This is a genomic window from Chryseobacterium luteum (assembly GCF_000737785.1).
Lineage (GTDB): Bacteria > Bacteroidota > Bacteroidia > Flavobacteriales > Weeksellaceae > Chryseobacterium > Chryseobacterium luteum.
Genome location: NZ_JPRO01000001.1, coordinates 144661 through 169190, shown reverse-complemented (window position 1 = coordinate 169190; position 24530 = coordinate 144661). Strand labels below are relative to the sequence as shown.

Genomic DNA, 24530 nt, shown 5'->3' with positions numbered 1-24530 from the left:
AAACTTAGTAAGTGGCTATGGGATATGGGTTTAAGTAAATATATTTTTAAAGTACTATTTTAAACATAATTTTCTTTTGGGATATTGTTTAAAATATTAAGAAATATTAACAGGAGTATTCAAAATAATTTTATATTTGGGTTATATAATAAACAGTCTATGAAAAAAATATTAGTATCAACTGCTTTATTGGCGGGTGTTTTATCTTACGCGGGGGGCTTCAGGGTATCTCTGCAGGGAGTGAAACAATTGGCAATGGCGCATACTAGTGCTCATGCCGAAGATGCAAGTGTGGCATTCTTTAACCCAGCGGGTATGTCATTCATTCCTTCAAAACTGAGTATAGTGGCAGGAGGGTTTGGTGCAAGTAATAAAGTTACTTTTCAAAACTTGAATACTTTACAGAGTACAGAAACAGATAATCCTATGGGTACTCCGTTATATGCTGCGGTTGCTTACAGACCGATAGAGAACCTATCTGTCGGTTTCAGTTTTACGACACCTTTTGGAAGCACGATCCAGTGGCCAAGCGATTGGGAAGGAAAAGAAATGGTGCAGAAGCTGGAGCTTAAGAGCTTCTATTTTCAGCCTATGGTTTCTGTGAAGCTGGCTCCCTGGGTATCATTCGGAGCAAGTTATATTTATGCAAAAGGTAAAGTAGACTGGGATAAAGCTGTGACTCAGTTTGGCGGTGAATTAAACATTAAAGACGAAAAAGCAAGTGGAAGCGGTTACGGATTCGGGTTCTATTTCAGACCTGATCCGAAATTAGATATCAGTATTGCCTACCGTTCGCCTATAGATATGAAGGCTAAAAAAGGAACTGCAACATTCAAGTTCCCTTCAGCATCTATTTATCCATTATTAGGGCTGGATCCAAGTACTGGACAGGATAAATTTACAGCAACACTTCCTTTGGTAGAAGAATATACAATAGGTTTAACATACAAGGTTACTCCGAAATGGCTGGTTTCAGCAGACTTTAACTATCACGGATGGGAAAGATACAGCAAGCTGACTCTGGATTTTGCTACGGCTCCGGTTGCAACAAACAATCCGGCAGATCCTACAGTTCTTGTATCTCCTAAAAACTTCAGAAATTCAAAAACATTCAGATTGGGAACGCAGTATGCATTTACTGATATGATTTTTGGACGTTTGGGGGCTTACTATGACGAATCTCCGTACACTGACGAAAACTTTATTCCGGAAACACCTTCATTTAATACTTACGTAATTACCGGAGGTCTTGGCTTTAAACTAAAGCAATTTGGAGTTGATATAGCAGGAGGATATGCAATTCCTCAGGCCAGAGATGTGAAAAATGCCACCCTTGGCTTTAACGGACAGGCAAAAGCTAAAGCGTTCTACTTAGGTTTAGGTTTATCATACAACCCTTTTTAATTGATCGACTATGAAAAAAATTATAATATCAACACTTGCCGTTTCTGCACTTCTTTTTACAACAAGTTGTGAGAATGATTTCGACACTGATGTAAAAGATATCCAGGTGACAAGCGGGGAGGCTAACTTTTCTAATTATGTTTCTTTAGGAAACTCTCTGACTTCCGGTTACAGGGATGGAGCTCTTTACAGCAGCGGACAAAACGAATCATACCCAAGTATTATTGCAATGCAGATGAAGCTTGCAGGTGGTGGTGCATTTAAACAACCTTTGATGCCCAATGATGTGGGAGGATTTATAGGATTGCCCGGCTTTCCTGGGAAATTAACTCTTCAACTGGCTTCAAGCGGGAGTTTAGGACCGGTTGCCAGTAGCCCTGCTGCAGCATTGGATAATGTAACTGCCGGTGGACCTTACCAGAATATGGGAGTTCCGGGAGCGAAGTCTTTCCATCTGGTTGCGCCGGGTTACGGAAGTGCTGCTAACCTTGCGTTAGGAGCTGCCAATCCTTATTTTGTGCGATTTGCTACTTCTGCAACAACTTCTGTTTTACAGGATGCAATGGCTCAGAAACCTACTTTCTTCTCTCTTTGGATTGGAAATAATGATGTATTATCTTATGCCACCAATGGGGGAACGAATTCTCAGACTGTAGGAGGGATTACTACTTATACTCCGGCAACGGTTCAGAGTAATAATGTAAATCCATTAACTTATAAATCAAATGATATTTCTGATCCTAATCTTGTAGCAGGATCTATTAAAGGGGTACTGGATGGGCTTAAAAGTGTAGGGACAACAAAAGGAGTTATTGGAAATATTCCTTATGTTACATCCATTCCTTTCTTTACGACAGTTCCTTACAACCCTTTAACTCCAACAACTTTAGGAGCGAATTTAACAACACTTAATACAAATTTATACGGGCCGCTAAAACAAGCACTTACTGCTTTTGGAGCAGGAGACAGAATTAATTTGCTCTCTTCCACTTCTTCGAATCCTGTTTTGATTAAAGATGTTGCTCTTACAGATCTGTCTGCACAGCTTACTGCTGCCCTGACTCCTTCTTTAGGAGCGCTTACAGCAGCTGCATTCGGACAAATCTTTGGACAGGCAAGACAAGCTACATCAGAAGATTATATCCTTCTTACAACAAGTTCTCTAATAGGAACTGTTGCATCTGGAGTACCGACTCCTGTAAATGTTTACGGAATTTCTTATCCGCTGCAAAACCAGCATGTATTAACAAAAACAGAAGCTTCTTATGTGAAAACCGCAGTAGATGCCTATAATAATTCTATAAAATCACTTGCGGATTCTTATGGATTGGCTTTTGTAGATGGTAATGCCAAAATGGTTGAGCTTAATGGGAAGTCGGGTATTACTTACGATGGGGTGAAGTATACTGCCAAATTCGTGACCGGAGGAGCTTTCTCTCTTGATGGGGTTCACCTTACCGGAAGAGGTTATGCAATTATTGCCAACGAGTTTATTAAATCTATCAACCAAAAGTATAAATCCACCTTACCACAGGTAGATCCTAACAAATATTCAGGAGTAAAATTCCCGTAATCATACAGGAAAATAAAAACTTAGAAACCACAAGAGTAATTCTTGTGGTTTTTTTTTAAATTTGCAAAATCTTTAAAAAGTAAAAATGGCCGATCAGTTAAGTTATCTATTTTGTACAAGAACCAGTAAGGACTTGGCAGAAAAAATTGCCCAATATTATGGGAAAGAGTTAGGAAAAATCAACTTTCAGGAGTTCAGCGACGGGGAATTTGAGCCTGTTTTGGATGAGTCTGTAAGAGGAGGACGAGTTTTCCTGATAGGATCTACCTTCCCGCCAGCAGACAATCTTCTAGAACTTCTATTGATGATTGATGCAGCGAAAAGAGCTTCCGCAAAAAGTATTACTGTTGTGATCCCTTATTTCGGACTTGCAAGACAGGACAGAAAGGACAAGCCAAGAGCTCCGATAGGGGCAAAGCTGGTTGCTAATTTATTAACAGCCGCAGGAGCAACGAGAATCATGACTATGGATCTTCACGCAGACCAGATTCAGGGATTCTTCGAAATTCCAGTAGATCACCTATATGCTTCTACTATTTTTGTAGATCATATCAAATCTCTGAATTTAGATAATCTTACCATTGCTTCTCCAGACATGGGAGGTGCAAAAAGAGCGAAAAACTATGCAGGACACTTAGGTGCAGAAGTAGTAATTGCTTACAAAGAAAGAAAAAAAGCAAACGTTGTAGAAGAAATGTTCCTTATCGGGGATGTAGCAGGCAAAAACGTAATCCTTATTGATGATATGATTGATACGGCAGGGACGCTTTGCAAAGCTGCAGAGATCCTGATCGACAAAGGGGCAAAATCAGTAAGAGCTATGGCAACTCACGGAGTACTTTCCGGAAAAGCTTATGATAATATTGAGAACTCTAAATTGTTGGAAGTTATTGTAACTGACTCAATTCCTGTTAAAAATAATTTGTCAACTAAAATAAAAGTGCTATCTTGCGCCCCATTATTTGCAGACGTTATGAAGATGGTTCACGAGCATCAGTCAATCAGTAATAAGTTTATTATTTAATTGATTTTCAGCGGATTGCAGAGTTAAACAGAAACAATTTTTTAAATTTTTATAAATGAAATCTATTACAATTCAAGGTACAAAAAGAGAAAGCGTGGGCAAAAAGTCGACAAAAGCTTTACGTGATGCTGAATTAGTTCCTTGTGTTGTTTATGGAGGTGAAGCACCTTTAAACTTCTCTGCTGAAGAGAAAGCTTTCAAAGGTTTAGTATACACTCCTGAAGCACACACGGTATCTATTGAACTAGACGGGAAAACAATTCCAGCAGTTCTTCAGGATATTCAGTTCCATCCGATTACGGACAAAATTTTACACGCAGACTTCTACCAGTTATCTGACGATAAGCCAGTGGTTATGGAAGTTCCTGTAAGACTTACCGGACGTTCTAAAGGTGTTGTGGCTGGTGGTGTACTACGTCAGTCTTTCAGAAAATTAAAAGTGAAAGCTATTCCTGCAAACTTACCGGATGAGGTAGTTGTAGACATTACTTCATTAAAAATCGGTAACAAGATTTATGTTGGAGGTATCAAAGCTGAAGGATATTCTTTCGTACACCCGGACAATGCAGTTGTAGTAGCTGTTAAGATGTCTAGAAATGCAATGAAGGGAGCAGTAGTAGAAGATGATGAAGAGGAAGAAGTTGTAGCTGAAGAAGGCGCAGCTCCGGCAGCAGAAGAAACTGCAGCAGAATAATATTTGCTTATTCAACAAACAATATAGAACCTGTCAATTTTGGCAGGTTTTTTTATTTGATGCCAAAAAGAAAAATTATCTTTCTTTACCATCTTATTTATCGAATATTTCTATCAGCTGATAAGTATCACCCATTGAAGCGATATGTTCTTTCAGAAAAAAAGCCGTAAATTTGAAGTGTTCTAAATAAGAGCAATCTAATTTAAAATTTTAATAAATGTTTGACATTCAGGAAATAAGAAGTCAGTTTACTATATTAAACCGCGAAGTGAATGGTAAGCCATTGGTTTACTTAGATAATGCAGCAACATCCCAGAAGCCGGACTCTGTTTTAAAGGTCTGGAATGATTATTATACAGAACTTAATGCAAATGTTCACAGAGGAATTCATACATTAAGTCAGCTGGCAACAGAGGAAATGGAGCTTTCGAGAAGAAAGATCCAGAAATTCATCAATGCCGAGCACGATTTTGAAGTCATTTTTACAAAAGGAACCACGGAAGGTCTCAACCTCATCGCCTACATTTTAACACAAAAGCTTAAAAAAGACGATGAGATCATCATTTCCTACCTGGAACACCACTCCAACATCGTTCCATGGCAGCTGCTTTGCGAAAGAACCGGAGCAAAGCTCAGAGTGATTCCGATTGATGAAAACGGGATCCTTCAATTAAATTATTTAGATGAATTTTTAAGTGAAAAAACAAAGGTTGTTTCTGTAAACCAGGTTTCCAATGCATTGGGAATTGTAAATCCTATAGAAGAAATTATTGCTAGAACAAGGAAAAATTCAGACGCTTATATTGTGATCGACGGGGCGCAGTCTGCTCCTCACTTTGAGATCGATGTACAGAAGATGGACTGTGATTTCTTCGTGTTTTCGGGTCATAAAATGTATGCACCAATGGGCACAGGGATTCTCTACGGAAAGCAGAAAATCCTGGAAGAACTTCCGCCGTTTCACGGAGGAGGGGAGATGATTGCAGTATGCTCTTTCGACGGAACTAGCTACGCAGGACTTCCCTTTAAATATGAAGCAGGAACACCCAATGTGGGCGGAAATATAGCGCTGGGTGCCGCGGTTGACTTTATTGAAAGAACCGGCAGGCAGAATATTCAGAATCACGAAAATGCATTACTGGAATATGCACAGAGAAAACTTCTGGAACTGGACAATATAAAGATATATGGTGAAAAAGCCAAAAGAACAGGTGTGGTTTCCTTTAATCTGGAAGGGGTGGGAATATCTTCCGATGTAGGAATGATTCTCGATAAAATGGGAATTGCTGTCAGAACCGGACATCACTGTACGCAGCCTATCATGGACTTTTTCAATATAGCCGGAACCGTAAGAGCTAGTTTTGCTGTTTATAATACTTTTGAAGAAATTGACAAGCTTATAGAAGGAGTAAAGAAAGCTCAGAAAATGCTCGGATAAAAAATTAAAAAGCAGTTGTTAACTGCTTTTTTTAATGAATGCCTATTCCCGTGAGATACAGTAGCATTTTCCATCAATAATGACCTGGTAATATACAATGTATTGATAGTCAGTATAAATTTAAAAAGAAAATAGAAAATCCCTTTCAAAACAATTGAAAGGGATTTTTTTGATTAATATCTTTAACCATATTTTTTATGTAAACCTCATAGGTTTTTAAAACCTATGAGGTTTAAAAATATTTTTAAAATGAAATTTTATAATACTTTAAAGTACATTCTTAGAAAGACTAAAGTCTCAAAAACTGCCACTTTTTTAGCTTGAAAATTAATTATTCGGTTTCCAGTCAACGACTGCTCTGATAAACGCTTCTGCATTTTCCACAGGAATATTAGGTAAAATTCCGTGTCCGAGATTCGCAATATACCTGTCTTTTCCAAAACGGTTGATCATCTCAGTTACCATTTTTTTGATCGTTTCAGGAGTAGAATGCAATCTTGCAGGATCAAAATTTCCCTGAAGCGTCATCGTATGGTTCGTTAATGTTCTTGCAAACTCAGGAGTAATCGTCCAGTCAACACCCAAAGCAGATGCCTTAGACATCGTCATATCTTCAAGGGCGAACCAGCATCCTTTTCCAAATACAACAACATGGGTAAGAGGACTTAAAGCTTCAACAATCTGATTGATATACTGCCATGAGAATTCCTGATAATCCGTAGGAGAAAGCATTCCACCCCATGAGTCAAAAACCTGAACCGCAGAAACCCCTTTTTCAACCTTTCTTTTTAAATAGGCAATCGTAGTATCTGTGATCTTCTGAAGCAGTAAATGGGCCGCTTCAGGCTGCTGAAAACAGAAAGACTTCGCAATATCAAAAGCTTTACTTCCTTTTCCCTCAATACAGTAGCACAGGATCGTCCATGGAGAACCTGCAAAACCGATCAATGGAATTTCATTATTTAATTTAATTAATGTAAGTTCAATGGCATCAAAAACGTATCCTAAAGTATCATCCACATCAGGAACCACAACATTCTGAACCTGCTCCATCGTTCTGATTGGATTGTCCAGCCATGGACCCACGTTTTCCTTCATTTTAAAATCAATTCCCATCGCTTGGGGAACTACCAAAATATCAGAAAACAAAATGGCTGCATCCAAAGGAAATCTACGGATAGGCTGTACAGTAATTTCAGAAGCTAGTTCCGGCGTCTGGCATCTCGTAAAGAAATCATATTTATCCCGGAGGGCAATGAATTCCGGCAGATATCTTCCGGCCTGTCTCATCATCCATACCGGCGGTCTTTCTACAGTTTCTCCGCGGAGTGCTTTTAAATATAAGTCGTTTTTAATCATAATTTATTTAAACTAATATGGCCGTTCTCGGCGCTCATTATTTTTACCAGCCAGGCTTGCAGCTGCTTAAAATTCCTTTTTGATCAATCTGAAAATAGAAGGCAGATTGTTTTCTTCTGATGTAAAGATCTCTTCTGTGGTGTACTTTCTGAGCTCACCTGAGGTAGTTTCCCCAATGGAAAAAATCTTCATTCCTTCTAAAGAATTGAGTTTTGCAAAACTACGAACTCCGCTTGGACTAAAAAAAACTGCAGCATGATATTTTTCAGGTACGGAAGGGTAAAGCTCTTCCGTTTTGTAAACCGTGATCTTTTTGTAACTGATATTCTGCAAAGGAAGATCCTTATCCAGGACATCAATGGCAAGGTTACCGCAGAAATGAAGAAACTTTTCGTGCTGGCAGTTTCCGATGATAAACCTCGAAAGAGTTTCGGCATTTTTCAGAACCTTGAATGTTCCGAAGCCGTATTTTCTCAGTTCACGTTTCGTTTTCTCGCCGACGCAGTATATTTTATTGTAGTTTTTTGCTGTGAAATCCTCGTTGGGCTTAAATTGATTTTTGAAGAACGAACCAACTCCATTGACACTTGTGAAGATCAGTGAGTAATTTTTTAAGTCAAATGCAGCCGTTTTTATAGGTTCCGTTCTGATTACCTCAATACATTCAGCCGAAATATCCGATCCTAATTCTTTGGATAATAATGTGGCATCTATAATTTTGCTAAACAGAATTTTCATTGAACTAAGGTTTCTCTTTTAAATGTAAATCAGTCACTAGCAGCCTTACTTTTTTCATAAAATCTTTTCCCGGATCTTCTTTTGCTGTAAAATAATTCGGATCCGTCTCTTTCCAAAGCTTGGAACCTCTGAATACGCCATATTCCGAATGGCCTATAAGATATTCTATATTGTATTTTTTAGTTAAATACCGAACCAGCTGAGCATTTGCCAAAGCCTGTTTTTCCGTGAGCGGCTGATTTTTGCTGCCTATATTTTCAATGCCGATTGCACAGTAATTCAGGCCTATAGTATGTCTTGCAAACATATCAGGCTCCATAAGCTGATAGATCGTGCCGTCCCGGTCTACAATAAACTGTGAAGAAACATTTAAAGTGCTCTGCTTCTTTAAAACATTTCTGGCAGATTCCAGATGGGTCTTATTAAAATATTTGTAATTCGTTTCAACAGTTCCGCCTGCGGTATAATGCAGTACGATTATTTTAGGCGAAATCGTTGGCGAATTTTGTACAATATTATAATGACTTTTAAGATATTCTAAGCTTAAACGAACCCTCTCCCGAGAATAATCAATGGGTTTACTGACTGTTTTAAATCCGGTGGTCTGAGCTTTCGTATAAGATGATATCAATACAAATAAAGCATAGATAAGATTTTTCATAGAAGCAGCTTATTTCGGGTATTGATAATGTCCTGTAACGGTATATTTAAAGAGGCAGTCTTCCAAAACCTGTCCGCCTCCTATATTATGTACAATCAGAAACCTTTTTCCGTCAGCAGATTTTTTATTGACAACAATTCCGATATGGGTGAGGTTTCCGGGTAAGATCCAGGTAACAATATCGCCCGGAACATAAAGTGAGGGATTGGTTTCAGTAGACTTTACTTTTCCGAATCTGGAAAAAAAGACGGCAAGATTGGGAACTCTCCTGTGATCAATATTGGTATCCGGTTTTTTCAGTCCCCAGGATTTCGGATATTTTGAAAAATTTTTAGCCATATCCTCGTGTACTTCTTTTTGCAGATCAATGCCAAGTTTTCTGTATGCTCTTATAATGACATCTGTACAGACGCCTTTATCAGCCGGGACATCCCCGTTGGGATATTTGATCACAAAATAAGCAGGATCATACCTGATGGTATTATCTACCAGGCTTAAAGCTGAGTTGGACAGCTGAAGCGCAGGTTTATTCTGTGCATTGGCGGCAAACACACAAAATGTAAATACGAATAAAAAAAAGGACTTTTTCATTGTTCTGCACTTGAAAATATAAAAGTATTGATCAGTTTGAGAATTTCTTAATACGAATTCTTGATTTCAGCCATCAGCTCTTTTCCTCCGTTTTCAAGAACGATTCTGGCGAACTTCTCTCCAAAATTTTCAGTTTCGTTGTACTCAAAGTTCTCGTCGGTAGCAATATAATTTTTCCCGTCCAGAGAGCAGAGGGCAGCTTTAAAACGGACCTGGTTTTCGATGAGCTCTGCAAAAGCTCCGATTGGGGCCGTGCATCCGCCTTCCAGTGTGCTCAGGAAATTTCTTTCGATTTCTACACAGATCTGGGTTTTTTTATGATTAATCTGGCTCAGGATTTCATTGATCTCTGTTTTGTCAGAATGTCCGGCAACAGCAATTACTCCCTGCGAAGCAGCCGGGATCATCAGCGGAAGCATTTCATAATCAATGTCCATTTTCATTCTCTTGATTCCTGCCAGAGACAGAATAGTGGCATCAAAATCTCCTTCCTCCAATTTCTGAAGGCGTGTCTGGATGTTTCCGCGGATATCGGAAAATTCAGCATGAGGATAATTTTTTAGCCAGAATGCTCTTCTTCTCAGGCTGCTGGTAGCCAGTTTAAGTTCATGGAATTCTTTATTTCGTGCAGATTCCTTTCTTATCAATACATCCTGGGGGAAATCTCTTTCCAGATAAGCGATGATCTCAATATTTTGAGGAAGCTGGGTAGGAACATCTTTTAAAGAGTGTACGGCAATATCAATCTCGTCATTCAATAGAGCAATATCGAGGTCTCTTGTAAAAACCCCGGTGATTCCTAAAGAATAAAGCGGCTGATTTAAGTTCTTATCACCCGAAGATACGATAGGAACGATGTCCGTTAAATAATTACTGTTTTGAAGGTGCCTCGCAACCTCTCTTGCCTGCCAAAGTGCAAGTGCGGAATTTCTTGTTCCGATTCTAATGCTTTTCATTGAATTCGTTGTTTGGTTGTTCAACTAATATTTCGTGCATTAATTTACTAATTTCTTCGGCTTTTAAAGGATTGTCGATGATAAATTTTGCAAAACGGTTGGTGATTTTCTGGATCATTTTATCAGAAAGCTCCATGTCCGTGATGTTTATGTATTTATTTTTTTTGTAAAAATTATGCATTTCATTACGTTCCATATTCTTCAGGACCGCTTTGAAATGGTGAATATTGGGGGCCAGCTTTCTCTTTTTCTCCCATTCCAGAAACTCTTTCGTCAGTTCTTTGATGATTTTTTCAGCTTTTGGAATTTCTTTTTCCCGCTGCTGAATGGTTTCCTGGATCTGCTTTGAAAGCTCATCCACATCAATCAGGGTTACATTTTCATTCTCGGTAACATCCTTTTCAACGTTGTGAGGAATAGAAAGGTCAATCACAAGTGTTTCCTTTCCGTTCGGGAAATGAGACTTGTTGATGATAGGATGCTTTGCGCCTGTTGCAACGATCAGGATGTCCGTGTTTTTTAATTCCTGATCAAAATCAGAATAATCAACATGAGGAATGTTGTATTTCTGGGAAATCTTTTCAGCTTTCTCCTGGGTTCTGTTTGCAATTTTAATTTTTGGCTGGTAAACGTGCTTTACAAGATTTTCAACCGTATTCTGGCCAATTTCACCCACACCTAAAAGAAGAATATTCTTTTCAGTAATTTTCTTTTGGTTATTCAGGATATAATGAACAGCAGCATAGGATACAGAAGCTGCTCCGTTGGAAATTCCGGTTTCATTCTTAATTCTTTTTGAAATCTGAATGGCGGCATTAATAGCTCTTTCCAGGTATGGATTGGAATTCTGTCTCTCTTTTTTAAAACGGCTGTATGCTTTTTTGATCTGTCCGATGATTTCAAAGTCCCCGATAATCTGGCTTTCAAGTCCCGCTGCCACCCTGAACAGGTGGGTAAGGGCTTCTTCCTTGGTAAGGATATTGGCAAACTGAAGGAAATCCGTAAGATGTACCCCGATTGTTTTACAGTATTCTTCCGCTACCAGAAGATAATTCGGTGAGGTGGTATAGATCTCGGTTCTGTTACATGTGGAAACCACAAATGCATCTCCTAAATCCACATTGTGGATCCTGGTAACAAAGTTTTTAATGTTGTCATCAAAGAAAGCAAATTTCCCTCTCGTTTCTACATCGGCCTTTTCATAGCTGATGGAAAGTACAGCAAAATTCGATGTCTGATGGATGTTGGAATACTGTAACATAAGCAGTCGCAAATTTACGGTTTTTTTAATTAATCCTCCTCTGATAATGTATATGATAATTATCGTGAAAAACTATGGTTAAAAGCAAGGCAGAAGCTGGAGAAGAGGGCTGGAGAACTTTTCAGAGAGGTGGAAAATATTTTATAATCAGACATTTTAACGTTTTTGGTGATGCCTTTTCTGTTGTTTGAATTGAAAATACTGTATGCTTACATCCTGTTAATTTTAGTTTAAATCAGGCTCCGTAAATGGTTAAATCAAAAGTTAATAAACAATTGTGAATTTTAATAAAATTTTAACCAAATTATATACTCGTTAAATTTCTTTAGTGGTGTTAAATTTATATCTTTGTAAACTTAAAATCAGAAGAAAAATATGAGTTTATTCGATATGTTTACGCAAGAAATTGCGATAGACCTTGGTACTGCCAATACCCTAATCATCCATAATAATAAAATTGTTATAGATCAGCCGTCAATTGTTGCAATTGAACGTTCTACGGGTAGACCGATTGCGGTCGGTGAGCAGGCTAAGCATATGCAGGGTAAAACTCATGAGGATATCAAGACAATCCGTCCACTGAAAGACGGGGTTATCGCAGATTTCCACGCTTCTGAACACATGATTAAAGAATTTATTAAAAAAATTCCTGGAATTAAAGGTAGATTCATACAGCCGGCACTAAGAATCGTGATCTGTATCCCTTCCGGTATTACCGAAGTTGAAAAAAGAGCGGTAAGAGATTCTGCTCAGAAAGTGAACGCAAAAGAAGTGAGACTGATTTATGAGCCAATGGCTGCTGCAATAGGAGTTGGAATAGACGTACAGAAACCTGAAGGAAACATGATCATCGATATCGGTGGCGGTACTACGGAAATTGCGGTTGTTGCCTTAGGAGGTATCGTTTGCGACAAATCTGTGAAAATTGCAGGTGATGTATTTACGAATGATATTGCATACTATCTTAGAACACACCACAATCTTTACATCGGGGAGAGAACGGCTGAAAGAATCAAGATTGAAGTTGGTTCTGCCGTAGAAGATCTTGATGTTGATATTGAAGATATCCCGGTACAGGGTAGAGACCTTATCACAGGGAAGCCGAAAGAGATCATGGTGGGATACAAAGAAATTGCACGTGCACTGGACAAGTCCATCATTAGAATTGAAGATGCCGTAATGGAAACGCTTTCTCTTACTCCGCCGGAACTGGCTGCTGATATCTATAAAACAGGGATCTATCTTGCCGGAGGAGGCGCTTTACTGAGAGGTCTTGCGGACAGACTGCACAAAAAGACCGGTCTTCCTGTATTTGTTGCAGAAGATCCGTTGAGAGCTGTAGTTCGCGGAACCGGAATTGCCCTTAAGAACATGGATAAATTCAATTTCTTAATTAAATAATTTTAACCTTTTACGACAATATATCTGAATGGGATTTTTGCTGAGACTATTTTCGAAGAATGCTCTTTTTGTCTTCTTTATATTCCTGCAGATTATTGCTCTGGTTCTCATATTCTCCAAAAACGCCATGCAGCAATCATGGATAGCCGGCCAGTCGGCTGCGATGAATTCATGGGTTTCGGGCTATATTGATGAAGGAGTTTCTTATCTGAAGCTGAAACAGATCAATGAAGATCTCGTTGCCCAGAACAAAGCCCTAATGATTCAGCTGTATGGTAAAGAAGGAGGGAAAAATCCTGTATTCAGAAAAGTTCATGATACATTAGGCGGCGGCCAGATCTATACTTTTGTAGATGGCGAAATCGTATTTAACAGTATCAACCGACGAAATAATTACTTTACCATCAACCGTGGCCGCAGAGACGGTGTGCTTCCTCAGATGGGCGTAATGGCTCCTAAAGGAATTGCCGGAATTGTCATCAATTCTACAGACAGCTACGCTTTGGTGCAGTCTGTTCTGAGTGTGAATAAAATCAGAATCAACGCTTCGCTGAAAAATTCAGGATATTTTGGAACACTGACCTGGAGCGGGGATAACTCCAGGGTGATGCATCTTGCGGACATTCCTAAATATGTTGCTTTAAAAGTAGGAGATACCGTTGTTACAGACGGCAAATCAGCTATTTTTCCGAAAGGGGTAATGATCGGTACCATTGCCGGATATTCCGTAGACAATAAAACGGGCTTTTGGGATATCTCGGTGGAGCTGAGCGAAAAAATGGGTGCCTTAAGCAAGGTATTTGTTGTGAAAAACCTTAAAAAAGCCGAAGTACAGAGAATTCAGGATACATTGCAGACCGTAATAAAAAAAGAAAATGATTAGCAGGACTCTATTTACCGATATATTGATCATGATCTTCCTGGTTGCATTACAGATTTTTGTACTGAACAGGATCACCATTTTCGGAAAATATACCCCGGTTCTTTATCCGGTGTTCGTCATGTTTTATCCTTTCTTCAGAAATAAATATCAGTTTTTAGCTTTAAGTTTTTTAATCGGGCTTTCTGTAGATGCCTTTCTCTACTCGTGGGGAATCAATGCTTTTGCGACAACGCTGATCGCTTATTTCAGAACCTTGATCTTCAGAACTTCCACAGATACTTCCACAGACTTTTTCTCTTTTCAGTCCCTCCAGTGGGCGCAGTTTTTGCTGTTTCTGTTTTCGAGTATCTTCCTGCACCAGCTTTTAGTGCAGTACATAGAATTTTTTAAATTTAGCCGTTTTTTTGAAATATTATTTAATGTAGTGGTCACAAGTGTAATTTCCTTTATATTTATAGTGGTTTACGCATTAATATTTAAAATCAAACAAAAAGTTTGAACACACGTTATTTAAAAATCTTTTCTGCTCTCGTAGTTATCGCTATTATTTTTGTGGCGAGGCTTGCCTATTTGCAGATGTTTACGGACCGTTATGCTTTAAATGCAGCGAATACCTCTATTAAAATTGAATATGTAATCCCACAGAGAGGTGTCATTTTTGACAGAAACGGAAAAATCCTTGTAGGAAACCAGCCTGCCTATGAAGTATCCTTTACGCAGGCCTTGATGAAACCGGATTTTGACACCCTTGGGTTCTGTAACCTGATGCAGATCAGTAAAGCGGATTTTATTAAAAGAATTGATATCATTAAGAACGAAAAATACTATTCAAAGCTGACTCCTATGACCTTTCTGAAGGACCTCAGCAGGGAAGATATTGCCAGAGTTCAGGAAATTATTTTCAAATACCCGGCGTTCAGTATTGTTTCAAGACCTCAGCGTCAGTATGAAGTGGCCACTTCCGGAAACCTTTTAGGGTATACCAGTGAAGTTAATGAAAGAGAAATTAAAAAAGATTCCATCTATTATCTTCCCGGAGACTTTATCGGAAAAACCGGAGTCGAAAAATCTTACGAAAAAGATCTTCGCGGTATAAAAGGGATGAAATATATTCAGAAAGATATTAAACTTCGGAATATTGGTTCTTACAAAGACGGGGCACTAGATAAAGATGTTGTTACCGGAAAAGATATTACCTTAACGATTGACTACGATCTTCAAAGGATGGCGGAAGAAATGCTGGTTAACAAACATGGGGCGATCGTGGCAATAGATCCTAATAATGGTGAAATCCTGACCCTGGCGACAGGTCCGGATATTGATCCGAATTTATTTACAGGACCTTACAAGTCAAAAAACCTTTACGCATTATCAAAAGACACCTTATACGAAAACAAGCCTACATTTGACAGGTCTGTTCAGGCTGCCTATCCTCCGGGTTCCACCTTCAAGCTGCTGACTGCCCTGGCAGGAATGCAGATGGGAGTAATGGATGAAAATACAATTTTTCCTTGTGGTGGCGGATTTTATTACAGGGGTTTAAGAATTAAGGGACATGGGGGAGCTGATCCTCTGATTCCGTCTATTCAGGTTTCCAGTAACTGTTATTTCTCACATGCGTTTATTGCCATCATGAATAAATATCCGGGCGATCCTTCCAGAGGCGTTGATGAATGGAAAAAGATCATGAGCAGCTTCGGCGTGGGAGAGTACCTGAACAATGATATTGCCGTAGGTTCGCCGGGGAGAATTCCTACCGGGAAGTTTTACGAAAAAAGAAGCGGAAAGAAAAACTGGACCTCCGACTATACCATGAACGGTTCCATCTTTAATGGAATGGGGCAAGGGGATGTTTTGGTAACTCCTCTTCAACTGGCAAACTATGTTGCTGCCATTGCGAATAAAGGATGGTTTTATACCCCTCATATTGTTAAATCCATTGATGGTAAACCTAATCCTGATAAAAGATTTAAAACAAAACATAAAACCCTTGTAGATCCTAAGCATTTTGAGCCTGTACTGAAAGGAATGGAGGCCGTAGTCTTAAGAGGGACTGCAAGAAGTTTGAAATCCAACGACTTTACCCAGCTCGCAAAAACAGGTACCGCACAGGTTCCTCAGGGAAAAGACAATTCTATCTTTGTATTGATTGCTCCTGCAGACAAGCCAAGGATTGTAGTAGTGGCAGTAATGGAACATGCCGGATTTGGAGCAACATGGGCGGGTCCTGCCAGTACTGTGATCGCTGAAAAATATATAACCGGTGATCTTAAAAGAGAAAACCTCTACAAGAAAATGACCGGTGCCAGCTTTATGCCTGAGTACAAAAGACAGTGGGTTGCAGATCTGAAACGTAAAGGACTGTACAAAGATCCTAAAGAAGATTCTGTTAAGTTAAAAAGAAAACAGGACAGCCTGAACTTCATTAAAGAGCAGAAAGTCAAGCTGCAGAAAAAAATAGAAGAAGAAACAAAGAACACTAAAAACATAAAGCAATGAAGTGGGCAGAAGGAATAGATAAACTAGGACTCGGGCTGTATTTCCTGCTTTGTATTTTTGCGATTGCAAATATTTACAGTGTTGATCAGAAATTGGGAGAAAAGCAATTGGTTTTCTTCTGTATATCCCTGTTTGTAGGGCTTGTTATATTCGTAGGAAGAAGCAAGTTTTTCGAGAATATGTCTGGTATCATTTATATCGGCGGTGTTTTACTGCTGATCGGACTTTTCCCGTTTGGAAAGGAGATCCTTGGCCAGAAAAACTGGTATAAATTCGGAAGCTTTACCATGCAGCCGGTGGAATTTGCAAAGATAGGAACAGCGCTTATGCTTGCCAACTATGTCTCCGGACCGGACTTCAATCTAAAAGTTAAAAAATCACTTTGGACTGTTTTAGCCATTATCGGGATTCCGGCAGTGGTTGTCCTGGCTATTCCGGATGTCGGTTCCATGCTGGTGTTTATCGCCTTCTTTATTGCTTTATACAGGGAGGGACTTAATGGTCTTTTATTCGGTGTAGGATTTGTTTTTGCCGGAGTCTTTTTAGTTTCTCTAGCCGTGCCTCCTGTTTATGTGGCATTGACGGTTGTTATAATCGCAGGGGTTTTTATTGCTATGAATTATCACAAAATGTCCTGGGATGTAATTTCTATTTCAGGAATTGCAGGTTCAATCCTTTTGCTGTGCGGACTGGCTTTCGGCTCACCCTATATTTTGGAAAAGCTTCCAAAGCACCAGAGAGAAAGAATTGAGGTTCTTTACAAAGGAGAAAAAGCATTCAGAGACACTTCAGGATACAACTTATTATATTCAAAAACAGCTATAGGATCCGGTGGACTTTTAGGAAAAGGATACCGGGAAGGATCAGTAACTCAAGGGAAATTCGTTCCCGAACAGGAAACAGATTATATCTTCTGTACGGTGGGCGAAGAATGGGGTTTTTTAGGCAGTGCAATGCTGGTTTTATGCTATATGATCTACATCGGTCGGATCTACTATCTCGCAGAACAGCAGAAGTCCGCCTTTAACCGGGTATTTGGATACTGCTTTGCTTCCATCCTGATGATGCACTTTACGATCAATTTAGGGATGGTTATGGGGCTTTTCCCCACAGTAGGGATTCCACTTCCTTATTTCAGTTATGGAGGAAGCTCGCTGCTTGCCTTTTCTATGATGACTTTTATCTTCTTTAAACTGAATTATTCGGATAAGAACAGTTTGGTGTAAACCGATATTTTGATATTTCCAAATAGGAAATAGAACTTTCACTAAAAAACAAACCCCTATGCAGGCATATATTCTGGATCAGAATTATCAGAACATAAATTTTGCGGAACAGCCTTTTTCAGCAGGCGAATATGAAAACTGTACCTTTAGAAACTGCAGCTTTGAGTATGCAAATCTTTCCGGTTTCAGCTTCACTGACTGTGAATTTGTGGAATGTAATCTAAGTGTGATAAAGCTCATCAAAACAGCTTTCCGGAATGTTTCTTTTAAAAAATGTAAAATGTTCGGACTCCAGTTTAATGACTGCAACGGCTTCGGCCTTGCATTTACTTTTGACGGATGCGCGCTTAATAATTCTGTTTTCTATAATACATCAATTAAAAAGACTCTATTCAGGAATTCAAAATTAATTGAAACCGATTTTACTGAATGCGATCTGTCCGGTTCAGTATTTGCTGCCTGTGATCTGTCCGGTGCCATTTTCGATAATACCAACCTCGAAAAAGCAGATTTCAGGACTTCTTTCAATTATTGTATAGATCCTTCCGTAAACCGTCTGAAAAAGGCTAAGTTTTCGCTTTCTGAAGTTCATGGGCTTCTCTATAAACTGGATATTGAAATTGATCGGAATTAGAAGTTGAAAATCAGGATTAGAAGTTAAAGATGAAGGTCTATAAGATATCTTCTACACTGTAATCAAAAATTCAATAGAGGTGGGTTTTAACCCACCTTTGTATTTTATAAATTCAAAAGGCTTTAGCCAAAACCTATTATCCTTAACCACTGAACTGAGAACTTGTGCTTGTGATGTTTTTATATGGAATTACCAGAATTCATTTCCCAGAACATCATTCTCTTTCTTTGAAGGAGGGTAAATCAAAAATCCGGGGTAGTAAAAGGCAGAGTAATAAAAAATAAAAAAGCCATCAGATGTCTGATGGCTTCATTATTTAAATCAATTATTTAAAATTAAAAACCTGTCGCTGTGGATGGAGTAGAAGAGGCTAAATTGTTATAAGCTTCTCCGTTCTCGTTGATCACTCTTTTAGCGAACCTGAATTTTGGTCCCCAGTAAGAATCATTCAGCGATGAGATCATTACTCCTTTAGAAGTGGCTGCATGGATGAATTTAATTTCACCTTCTTCAGTAACACTTTCTACGATACCTACGTGAGAGATTCTTCTTCCGTGAGAAAAGAAAATCAAATCTCCTTTCTGAAGCTCACTTTTATCAATGCTTTCACCTTCCTGAGCCTGAGAAGCTGCCACTCTTGGTAAGCTAAGCCCTGCTGCTGCCCCGAATACGGAAAGAACGAAAGCTGAACAATCTATACCTCTTCTTGTCATTCCTCCGTATCTGTATGGAGTTCCAAGGTATGTTTCAGCTTCTGTAAGGATATTGTCGATCGTTTTATTGTATTTGACTGCTTTTGCAATCTCGGAATTCTTAATAGATTTTTTCGCGTTTGCGATAGATGCCGCCTTTTCAGCCAGAAAAGAATCGATAAGTCTTTGCTTATCCTGCTCCATTTTCTTATTGTCAATAGTAGCTAGTTTGGCATCTGTTTTGTATTCTTTAGCATAAGTTGCTGGTTGTGAAACTACATAATTTGTAGCACATGATTGAACCGAAACTGTAGACACTAAAGCAACTAAATAAAACAAAACTCTTTTCTTCATATATATTTGATTATCCGTGTTAAAAAGGAATATTTATTTTCAAAAGCACTACAAAAGTAAAGATTCCGGGCAAAAGACCCCTGATATGATTATTGTCAGGTTCTTTATTTAACACATTTTAACATATTATTTGAGTATGTTAAAGAAAAACAAACCGTAAGCGCCCATTTTTGGTCAGTATGCGGTTTTTTTTATTATGATTCTTTAACAAAATAATGGCTTTTCCTTTATTAATCGGAGATCAGGATTTAAAACTCTAATTTTTGCATCTGTTAATAAAACAAAAAAACTCCCCGGAAAACCGGGGAGTGTAACTAATATGGAACTTTAAAGATGTTATTTTGTAAATAACATTTCTCTATATTTAGTCATTGGCCAAAGTTCATCATCCACCATCATTTCAAGATCATCAGAAGCTTCTCTGATCACATCAAATAAAGGAATTACTTTGCTGCAGTAAGTTTCTGCCTGCTTCTGACTATTTGATACGGCTTTTGCCGCCTCTCTCGCTTTAATAAGGTCTTCAACACCTAATTTGATCTTGGAAACATTTTCAGAGATATTAGTGATTAAGCTCATTTGCTCTTTCGCTAATGTTTTGAATTCTTTATCCGGGAATATTTCTTTAAGACCTTTTACGTTCTCAATTAATCTGTTCTGATAATTTAAAGCAGAAGGAATGATGTGGTTTCTTGCGATATCACTTAAAACTCTTGCCTCAATATCAATTACAGTAGAATATTTTTCTAATTTGATTTCGTTTCTTGCCTCAACCTCCCTATGAGTGAATACTCCGATCTCTTCATAAAGGGCAACGAATTTTTTATCCATTTCCTGCTTAAGCGCTTCCGGAGTGGTTTTCAGGTTATTTAAGCCTCTCTTTTTAGCTTCTTTTGCCCAGTCATCAGAATATCCGTCACCTTCAAACATAATGCTCTTGCACTGCTTGATGTATTCTCTTAATACATTGAAGATTGCTTCATCTTTCTTCAGTCCTGTTTCGATAAGAGCATCAACTTCTTTTTTGAAATCAATCAGCTGTTTTGCAGCAATAGTATTCATTACCGTCATAGACTCTGCACAGTTGGCAGAAGATCCTACCGCTCTGATCTCGAATTTATTTCCTGTAAATGCAAACGGAGAAGTTCTGTTTCTGTCAGTGTTATCTAAAAGAATTTCTGGAATTTTCCCGACAACATTCAGTTTAAGGTCTGTTTTTTCGTCCGGAGAAAGTTTTCCTTCCGTTACTTTTTCAAGCTCTTCCAGTACTCTGAACAGCTGACTTCCGATGAATACGGAAATAATGGCCGGTGGAGCTTCGTTAGCGCCTAATCTGTGGTCGTTGCTTGCAGATGCGATACTTGCTCTTAAAAGGTCGGCATATTCATATACCGCTTTAATGGTATTTACGAAGAACGTTAAGAACTGTAAGTTTTTCTTAGGGTTTTTTCCCGGGCTTAAAAGGTTTTCACCTGTATCGGTCGCTAAAGACCAGTTATTGTGCTTTCCGCTTCCGTTTACTCCTGCAAATGGTTTTTCGTGGAATAAAATATGGAAATGGTGTTTGTGAGCAATTCTTGCCATGATGTCCATCAGCAAAGAGTTGTGGTCTACGGCAACGTTTACTTCTTCAAACATCGGGGCAAGCTCAAACTGGTTCGGAGCAACTTCGTTATGTCTTGTTGTTACAGGGATTCCCAGCTTCATACATTCAATTTCCAGCTCTTTCATGAAGTTCATTACCCTTGTAGGAATAGAACCGAAATAGTGGTCGTCCAATTGCTGTCCTTTAGCAGGAGAGTGTCCCAATAAAGTCTTTCCTGTTAAAACAAGGTCCGGACGGGATTGGTATAATGCGGAGTCAACTAAGAAATATTCCTGCTCCCAGCCTAAAGTGGGAGTTACTTTTGTTACGTTTTTGTCAAAATACTGCATCACGTTGGTTGCAGCTTCATCCACGGCATTCAAAGCTCTTAAAAGAGGGGCTTTATAATCTAAAGTTTCTCCTGTATAAGAAATGAAGATCGAAGGAATACATAAAGTAGTTCCCATGATGAATGCAGGAGACGTAGGGTCCCATGCTGTATAACCTCTTGCTTCGAAAGTATTTCTGATCCCTCCGTTCGGGAAAGAAGAAGCATCAGGTTCCTGCTGGATCAATAAGTTCCCGCTGAATCTTTCGATGGCTCTGCCTCCTTCAATTGGTGTAAAGAAAGAATCGTGCTTTTCTGCAGTAGTTCCTGTCAAAGGCTGAAACCAGTGAGTGTAGTGAGTCGCTCCTTTGCTCATTGCCCAGTCTTTCATAGCTACTGCTACCTGGTCTGCAATGTGTCTCTGGATCTTTGTTCCTTTTTTAATAGCATCCATAATAGACTGGAATGCTTCTTTAGTTAAATATTCTCTCATAGTTTCTTCTGAGAAAACATTCTGACAGAATAATTCTGACAGTTTTCCGGGAACCTCAACAGAGTTATCTCTTCTGAAGTCCTTAAATGGTAAAGTTTCTAACGCTTTGAATCTTAAAGTTGACATAATAAGGTTAATTTTTACAGGGCAAATTTACAAAAAAAATGAATTGAAAATAATTTTGCCCTGAAAAATATAGGGGTATGTTTGAAATTTAACTAAATCTTAAACTGTGATATGACTTTTGATAAGGGTGGTCTGGTTTAAAGTTTGAAGTTTTTGGATTGTGCAATTATTCTAATGTTTATATATAAAGAAAATTGAAGCATATTCTTCGGTTGGAATGTGTGTATCCGATACTTTATAAACATTAAAATTAATAAAAGCTTCTTCGGCTGAATGATTTTCCTGATATAATATTAAACAAAGTTCATTGTTTCTGAAGTATATGGGCTTTGAAAAAGTATAGATCATGGAACACATTTTTATTTGTTCCTCGTTTTTTAAATTATTTGTAATATGAAATACTTTATTGAAATCTTTTATTTGAACAGCCTTAGATTTATTAAATAAATTGTCATCCCATTCAAAGTGGTTTAATTTTTCTAATTCTGATATAAGATATTTCTTTTCGTTTTGTGTTATTTTCAAGTACCCATTGCCTTTTTTTAGCTTAAATCTACTATATTTATTCAACGCTTTTATTGTTTCATTAATGGTGTTTTCATCAATGTTTTTTAAGTAATATAATGTGTCGCATTTTACATCTCCATGATTCTCTCTTCCCTTTATTTCCAATTCCATATCAAAATAATCAAATTTATTTTGAGAAAATAAATTAGTAAATAAAAAAATAAAAATTATGATAGCTTTCATGGTTGTACGGAGTTTACAAAGATTGAGATAAAAGAGGCTTTTACAGCTTATTGATTATTAAAAATTTCTTTTTTGAAAATAAGCATCTGAATAATAATTGTAATTATTAAACTTGGAATTATATAGAAAAAAATACCGCCTTTATAAGGGTGAATAAAATAAACTATAAGGTATGAAACAATTAAACTAAATATATAATTTATAAAAATTTTATTTTTACTAAACCGATTAAAAATTATATTTATTCCCAAAGCCATAAAAATAAAAAAGGGAAATTTTTCCCAAAAGCCCCAAAGAGCATTTATCGGTGAAAATAAAGATGTCTTCCAAAATTCTGGGTCAATATGGGATTTAAAATCTAAAGTGTTAACCTCTAAATTATCTTCCAAAAAACTACAAATAGGATAAAATATTAATAAATGAAGACCCCAAATTTTTAATAATTTAGGGTCAATTATCTTAGATGTTTTATTTAACAACATAATCTTTAATTATTTTTTTGCACTCATCATTTACATGTCCATCCAAAGTTAAATAATTTTTTAACGATGCTGACACCTTAGTTTTATTAATTTTGTGCTTATCTAAATATAGCATAAGTAATGGTAAATCTGTTCTAAATAAATCATCTGTAACTTTTGCAGGAGGGTTGAAATTATCAAAAGCAGGCAGGATGTCATTAAATTGGCTTATTATTTGAGATCCTGCTCCCATCATACTTTTAGGATCTTTATCTGCCATATCTTGATATTTTTTGATAGTACTACTAGTAGTTTTTTTATAGATTGGTGGAGCTACTACTTGTTGTTCATGTATTATAAAAGTTACATCCCAATTATAAGCATCATCTCCTTTTAATGGTTTTTTTGAATATTTCCCATACATTAATTCATGAAATTTTGTAATAGCATAGTCACAAATCCCTAAATTCAATTCATTTAATATTGTTTCCACATCATTGTCAATTACATTGGAGCCCCCTTCTAAACTTCCTGTATTTCCCCAAAACACACTTTCTGAAAAAGCTAATACTAGTCTTTTTGCACCTTTACACCATCTTACTTCATGTTTGTAAACATTTGTGATATACCAGTCAACAGCATTATAGAAGTCATAAATTTGCTTAAAAGGAGCCATTCTCCCTTGTATTTTGTTTTGAATAATATAGGAGTAGCCCCTTCTCCATCGATCTGAATTAGTATCCCTGTCTTTTGTTAGCCACGATACGTCTTGCCCTTTCCAATCATCAAGTTTGATTGCTTTATTTCTAAGAGCTAATTTATAAGTATCATAATCATGAAATTCTCCTCCAATATATTTATCTATAGAGTTCTTATTGGTCAGAAAATCAAACATAAGTTGGGGGAAATTTATACTTCCATAATTTTTAGGCAGCAGTATGCGGATTTTTCCTCCATCTATACCTATAAATTTCGAATTATGAATGTTGGAATCATAATATTTAACTTTTGATGCACCTTCAACCATCTCAATAATTGTTGGATTTATATTTTCTTCTACACTTCTTACATCAGCATATTTAAATAGAATATTGATAACAGGAAAAATTTTCCCGGCAATAAAAACACGCTCTTTCGGAAATATGTCTGTCGAGTAATCTGATAGTTGAACTGGTTTTATTAATTTTCTGTAATAAATTGCATTTCTAATCTGGAAAAGAGTTTTTACAGTATTCAGTTCCGTTTTATTGAGAAAAAAACCAACATTACCTTCGTCTCTTTCTCTTTTTAGTAATGCATCTTGATTGGCAAGATTTGAAACTTTCATTGAAGGATATTGGGTGTTTAATCCTAATCTTATTGGGTAGCTCATTTGTGAAAAGTTATTTGTTAATGTTTA

The 24530-nt window shown here is 37.6% G+C and carries 22 protein-coding genes; 11 read left to right on the top strand and 11 right to left on the bottom strand.

The genetic code is table 11. The features are described from left to right. Positions 1-159: 159 nt before the first annotated feature. The 5 genes from IX38_RS00695 to IX38_RS00675 all read left to right on the top strand — a co-directional run bounded on the left by IX38_RS00695 (position 160) and on the right by IX38_RS00675 (position 6133). Positions 160-1404 (top strand): OmpP1/FadL family transporter, encoded by a 1245-nt coding sequence (locus IX38_RS00695; protein ID WP_034700917.1) that lies wholly within the window; start codon positions 160-162, stop codon positions 1402-1404. A 10-nt stretch (positions 1405-1414) separates the two neighbouring features. Further along, positions 1415-2977, top strand: coding sequence for an SGNH/GDSL hydrolase family protein (locus IX38_RS00690; protein WP_034700916.1), 1563 nt, complete (start codon positions 1415-1417; stop codon positions 2975-2977). A gap of 85 nt (positions 2978-3062) precedes the next feature. Then, complete coding sequence (locus tag IX38_RS00685) at positions 3063-4001, top strand: ribose-phosphate pyrophosphokinase (RefSeq protein ID WP_034700914.1); 939 nt, start codon at positions 3063-3065, stop codon at positions 3999-4001. A 55-nt stretch (positions 4002-4056) separates the two neighbouring features. Beyond that, positions 4057-4695 carry a 50S ribosomal protein L25/general stress protein Ctc gene (locus IX38_RS00680; protein ID WP_034700912.1) on the top strand — a complete coding sequence of 213 codons (639 nt, stop codon included), beginning with the start codon at positions 4057-4059 and terminating at the stop codon, positions 4693-4695. A gap of 217 nt (positions 4696-4912) precedes the next feature. Further along, positions 4913-6133 (top strand): cysteine desulfurase, encoded by a 1221-nt coding sequence (locus IX38_RS00675; protein ID WP_034700909.1) that lies wholly within the window; start codon positions 4913-4915, stop codon positions 6131-6133. A gap of 327 nt (positions 6134-6460) precedes the next feature. On the opposite strand, the gene hemE is transcribed toward IX38_RS00675, so the two are convergent. From hemE to hemA, 6 genes are all read right to left on the bottom strand, one after another. Further along, positions 6461-7492 (bottom strand): uroporphyrinogen decarboxylase, encoded by a 1032-nt coding sequence (gene hemE / locus IX38_RS00670; RefSeq protein ID WP_034700907.1) that lies wholly within the window; start codon positions 7490-7492, stop codon positions 6461-6463. Between the two features lie 66 nt (positions 7493-7558). Next, a complete protein-coding gene (locus IX38_RS00665) occupies positions 7559-8230 on the bottom strand; it encodes a uroporphyrinogen-III synthase (protein WP_034700905.1) in 672 nt (223 codons plus the stop codon). Positions 8231-8234: 4 nt separating this feature from the next. Beyond that, complete coding sequence (locus IX38_RS00660) at positions 8235-8891, bottom strand: peptidoglycan recognition protein family protein (protein ID WP_034700904.1); 657 nt, start codon at positions 8889-8891, stop codon at positions 8235-8237. A 9-nt stretch (positions 8892-8900) separates the two neighbouring features. Further along, complete coding sequence (locus IX38_RS00655; RefSeq protein WP_034700903.1) at positions 8901-9482, bottom strand: DUF1287 domain-containing protein; 582 nt, start codon at positions 9480-9482, stop codon at positions 8901-8903. Positions 9483-9529: 47 nt separating this feature from the next. Then, positions 9530-10438: a hydroxymethylbilane synthase gene (gene hemC / locus IX38_RS00650; RefSeq protein WP_034700902.1), complete on the bottom strand. Its 909-nt coding sequence runs from the start codon at positions 10436-10438 to the stop codon at positions 9530-9532. Next, complete coding sequence (gene hemA, locus IX38_RS00645; RefSeq protein ID WP_034700901.1) at positions 10425-11699, bottom strand: glutamyl-tRNA reductase; 1275 nt, start codon at positions 11697-11699, stop codon at positions 10425-10427. The genes hemC and hemA overlap by 14 nt, the downstream gene beginning before the upstream one ends. 375 nt (positions 11700-12074) lie before the next feature. Here hemA and IX38_RS00640 point away from each other — a divergent pair, with 375 nt between their 5' ends. From IX38_RS00640 to IX38_RS00615, 6 genes are read left to right on the top strand one after another with little or no spacing between them, the layout of a single operon-like run. Beyond that, the gene (locus IX38_RS00640; protein WP_034700899.1) at positions 12075-13100 is read left to right on the top strand and encodes a rod shape-determining protein; all 1026 of its coding nucleotides are present in this window, start codon (positions 12075-12077) and stop codon (positions 13098-13100) included. A gap of 28 nt (positions 13101-13128) precedes the next feature. Then, positions 13129-13983, top strand: a complete 855-nt coding sequence (gene mreC / locus IX38_RS00635) for a rod shape-determining protein MreC (protein ID WP_034700896.1) — start codon at positions 13129-13131, stop codon at positions 13981-13983. Then, complete coding sequence (locus IX38_RS00630) at positions 13976-14482, top strand: hypothetical protein (protein ID WP_034700894.1); 507 nt, start codon at positions 13976-13978, stop codon at positions 14480-14482. Before mreC ends, IX38_RS00630 begins: the two co-directional genes overlap by 8 nt. Further along, positions 14479-16482 (top strand): penicillin-binding transpeptidase domain-containing protein, encoded by a 2004-nt coding sequence (locus IX38_RS00625; protein WP_034700892.1) that lies wholly within the window; start codon positions 14479-14481, stop codon positions 16480-16482. Before IX38_RS00630 ends, IX38_RS00625 begins: the two co-directional genes overlap by 4 nt. Continuing rightward, entirely contained in the window at positions 16479-17708 is a 1230-nt protein-coding gene (rodA, locus tag IX38_RS00620) for a rod shape-determining protein RodA (RefSeq protein WP_034700891.1), read from the top strand. Before IX38_RS00625 ends, rodA begins: the two co-directional genes overlap by 4 nt. A 58-nt stretch (positions 17709-17766) precedes the next feature. Then, complete coding sequence (locus IX38_RS00615; RefSeq protein ID WP_034700890.1) at positions 17767-18342, top strand: pentapeptide repeat-containing protein; 576 nt, start codon at positions 17767-17769, stop codon at positions 18340-18342. 335 nt (positions 18343-18677) lie between these two features. Here IX38_RS00615 and IX38_RS00610 read toward each other — a convergent pair whose 3' ends face one another. The 5 genes from IX38_RS00610 to IX38_RS00590 all read right to left on the bottom strand — a co-directional run bounded on the left by IX38_RS00610 (position 18678) and on the right by IX38_RS00590 (position 24503). Next, positions 18678-19388 (bottom strand): C40 family peptidase, encoded by a 711-nt coding sequence (locus IX38_RS00610; protein ID WP_034700889.1) that lies wholly within the window; start codon positions 19386-19388, stop codon positions 18678-18680. Positions 19389-19724: 336 nt separating this feature from the next. Next, entirely contained in the window at positions 19725-21920 is a 2196-nt protein-coding gene (locus IX38_RS00605; protein WP_034700888.1) for a glutamine synthetase III family protein, read from the bottom strand. A gap of 171 nt (positions 21921-22091) precedes the next feature. Continuing rightward, the gene (locus IX38_RS00600; RefSeq protein WP_034700886.1) at positions 22092-22670 is read right to left on the bottom strand and encodes a beta-propeller domain-containing protein; all 579 of its coding nucleotides are present in this window, start codon (positions 22668-22670) and stop codon (positions 22092-22094) included. 47 nt (positions 22671-22717) lie between these two features. Then, on the bottom strand, positions 22718-23152 hold the full coding sequence (locus IX38_RS00595) for a hypothetical protein (protein WP_034700884.1): 435 nt from the start codon (positions 23150-23152) through the stop codon (positions 22718-22720). Then, positions 23139-24503, bottom strand: a complete 1365-nt coding sequence (locus IX38_RS00590; protein WP_034700882.1) for a hypothetical protein — start codon at positions 24501-24503, stop codon at positions 23139-23141. Before IX38_RS00590 ends, IX38_RS00595 begins: the two co-directional genes overlap by 14 nt. Between the last annotated feature and the right edge of the window lie 27 nt (positions 24504-24530).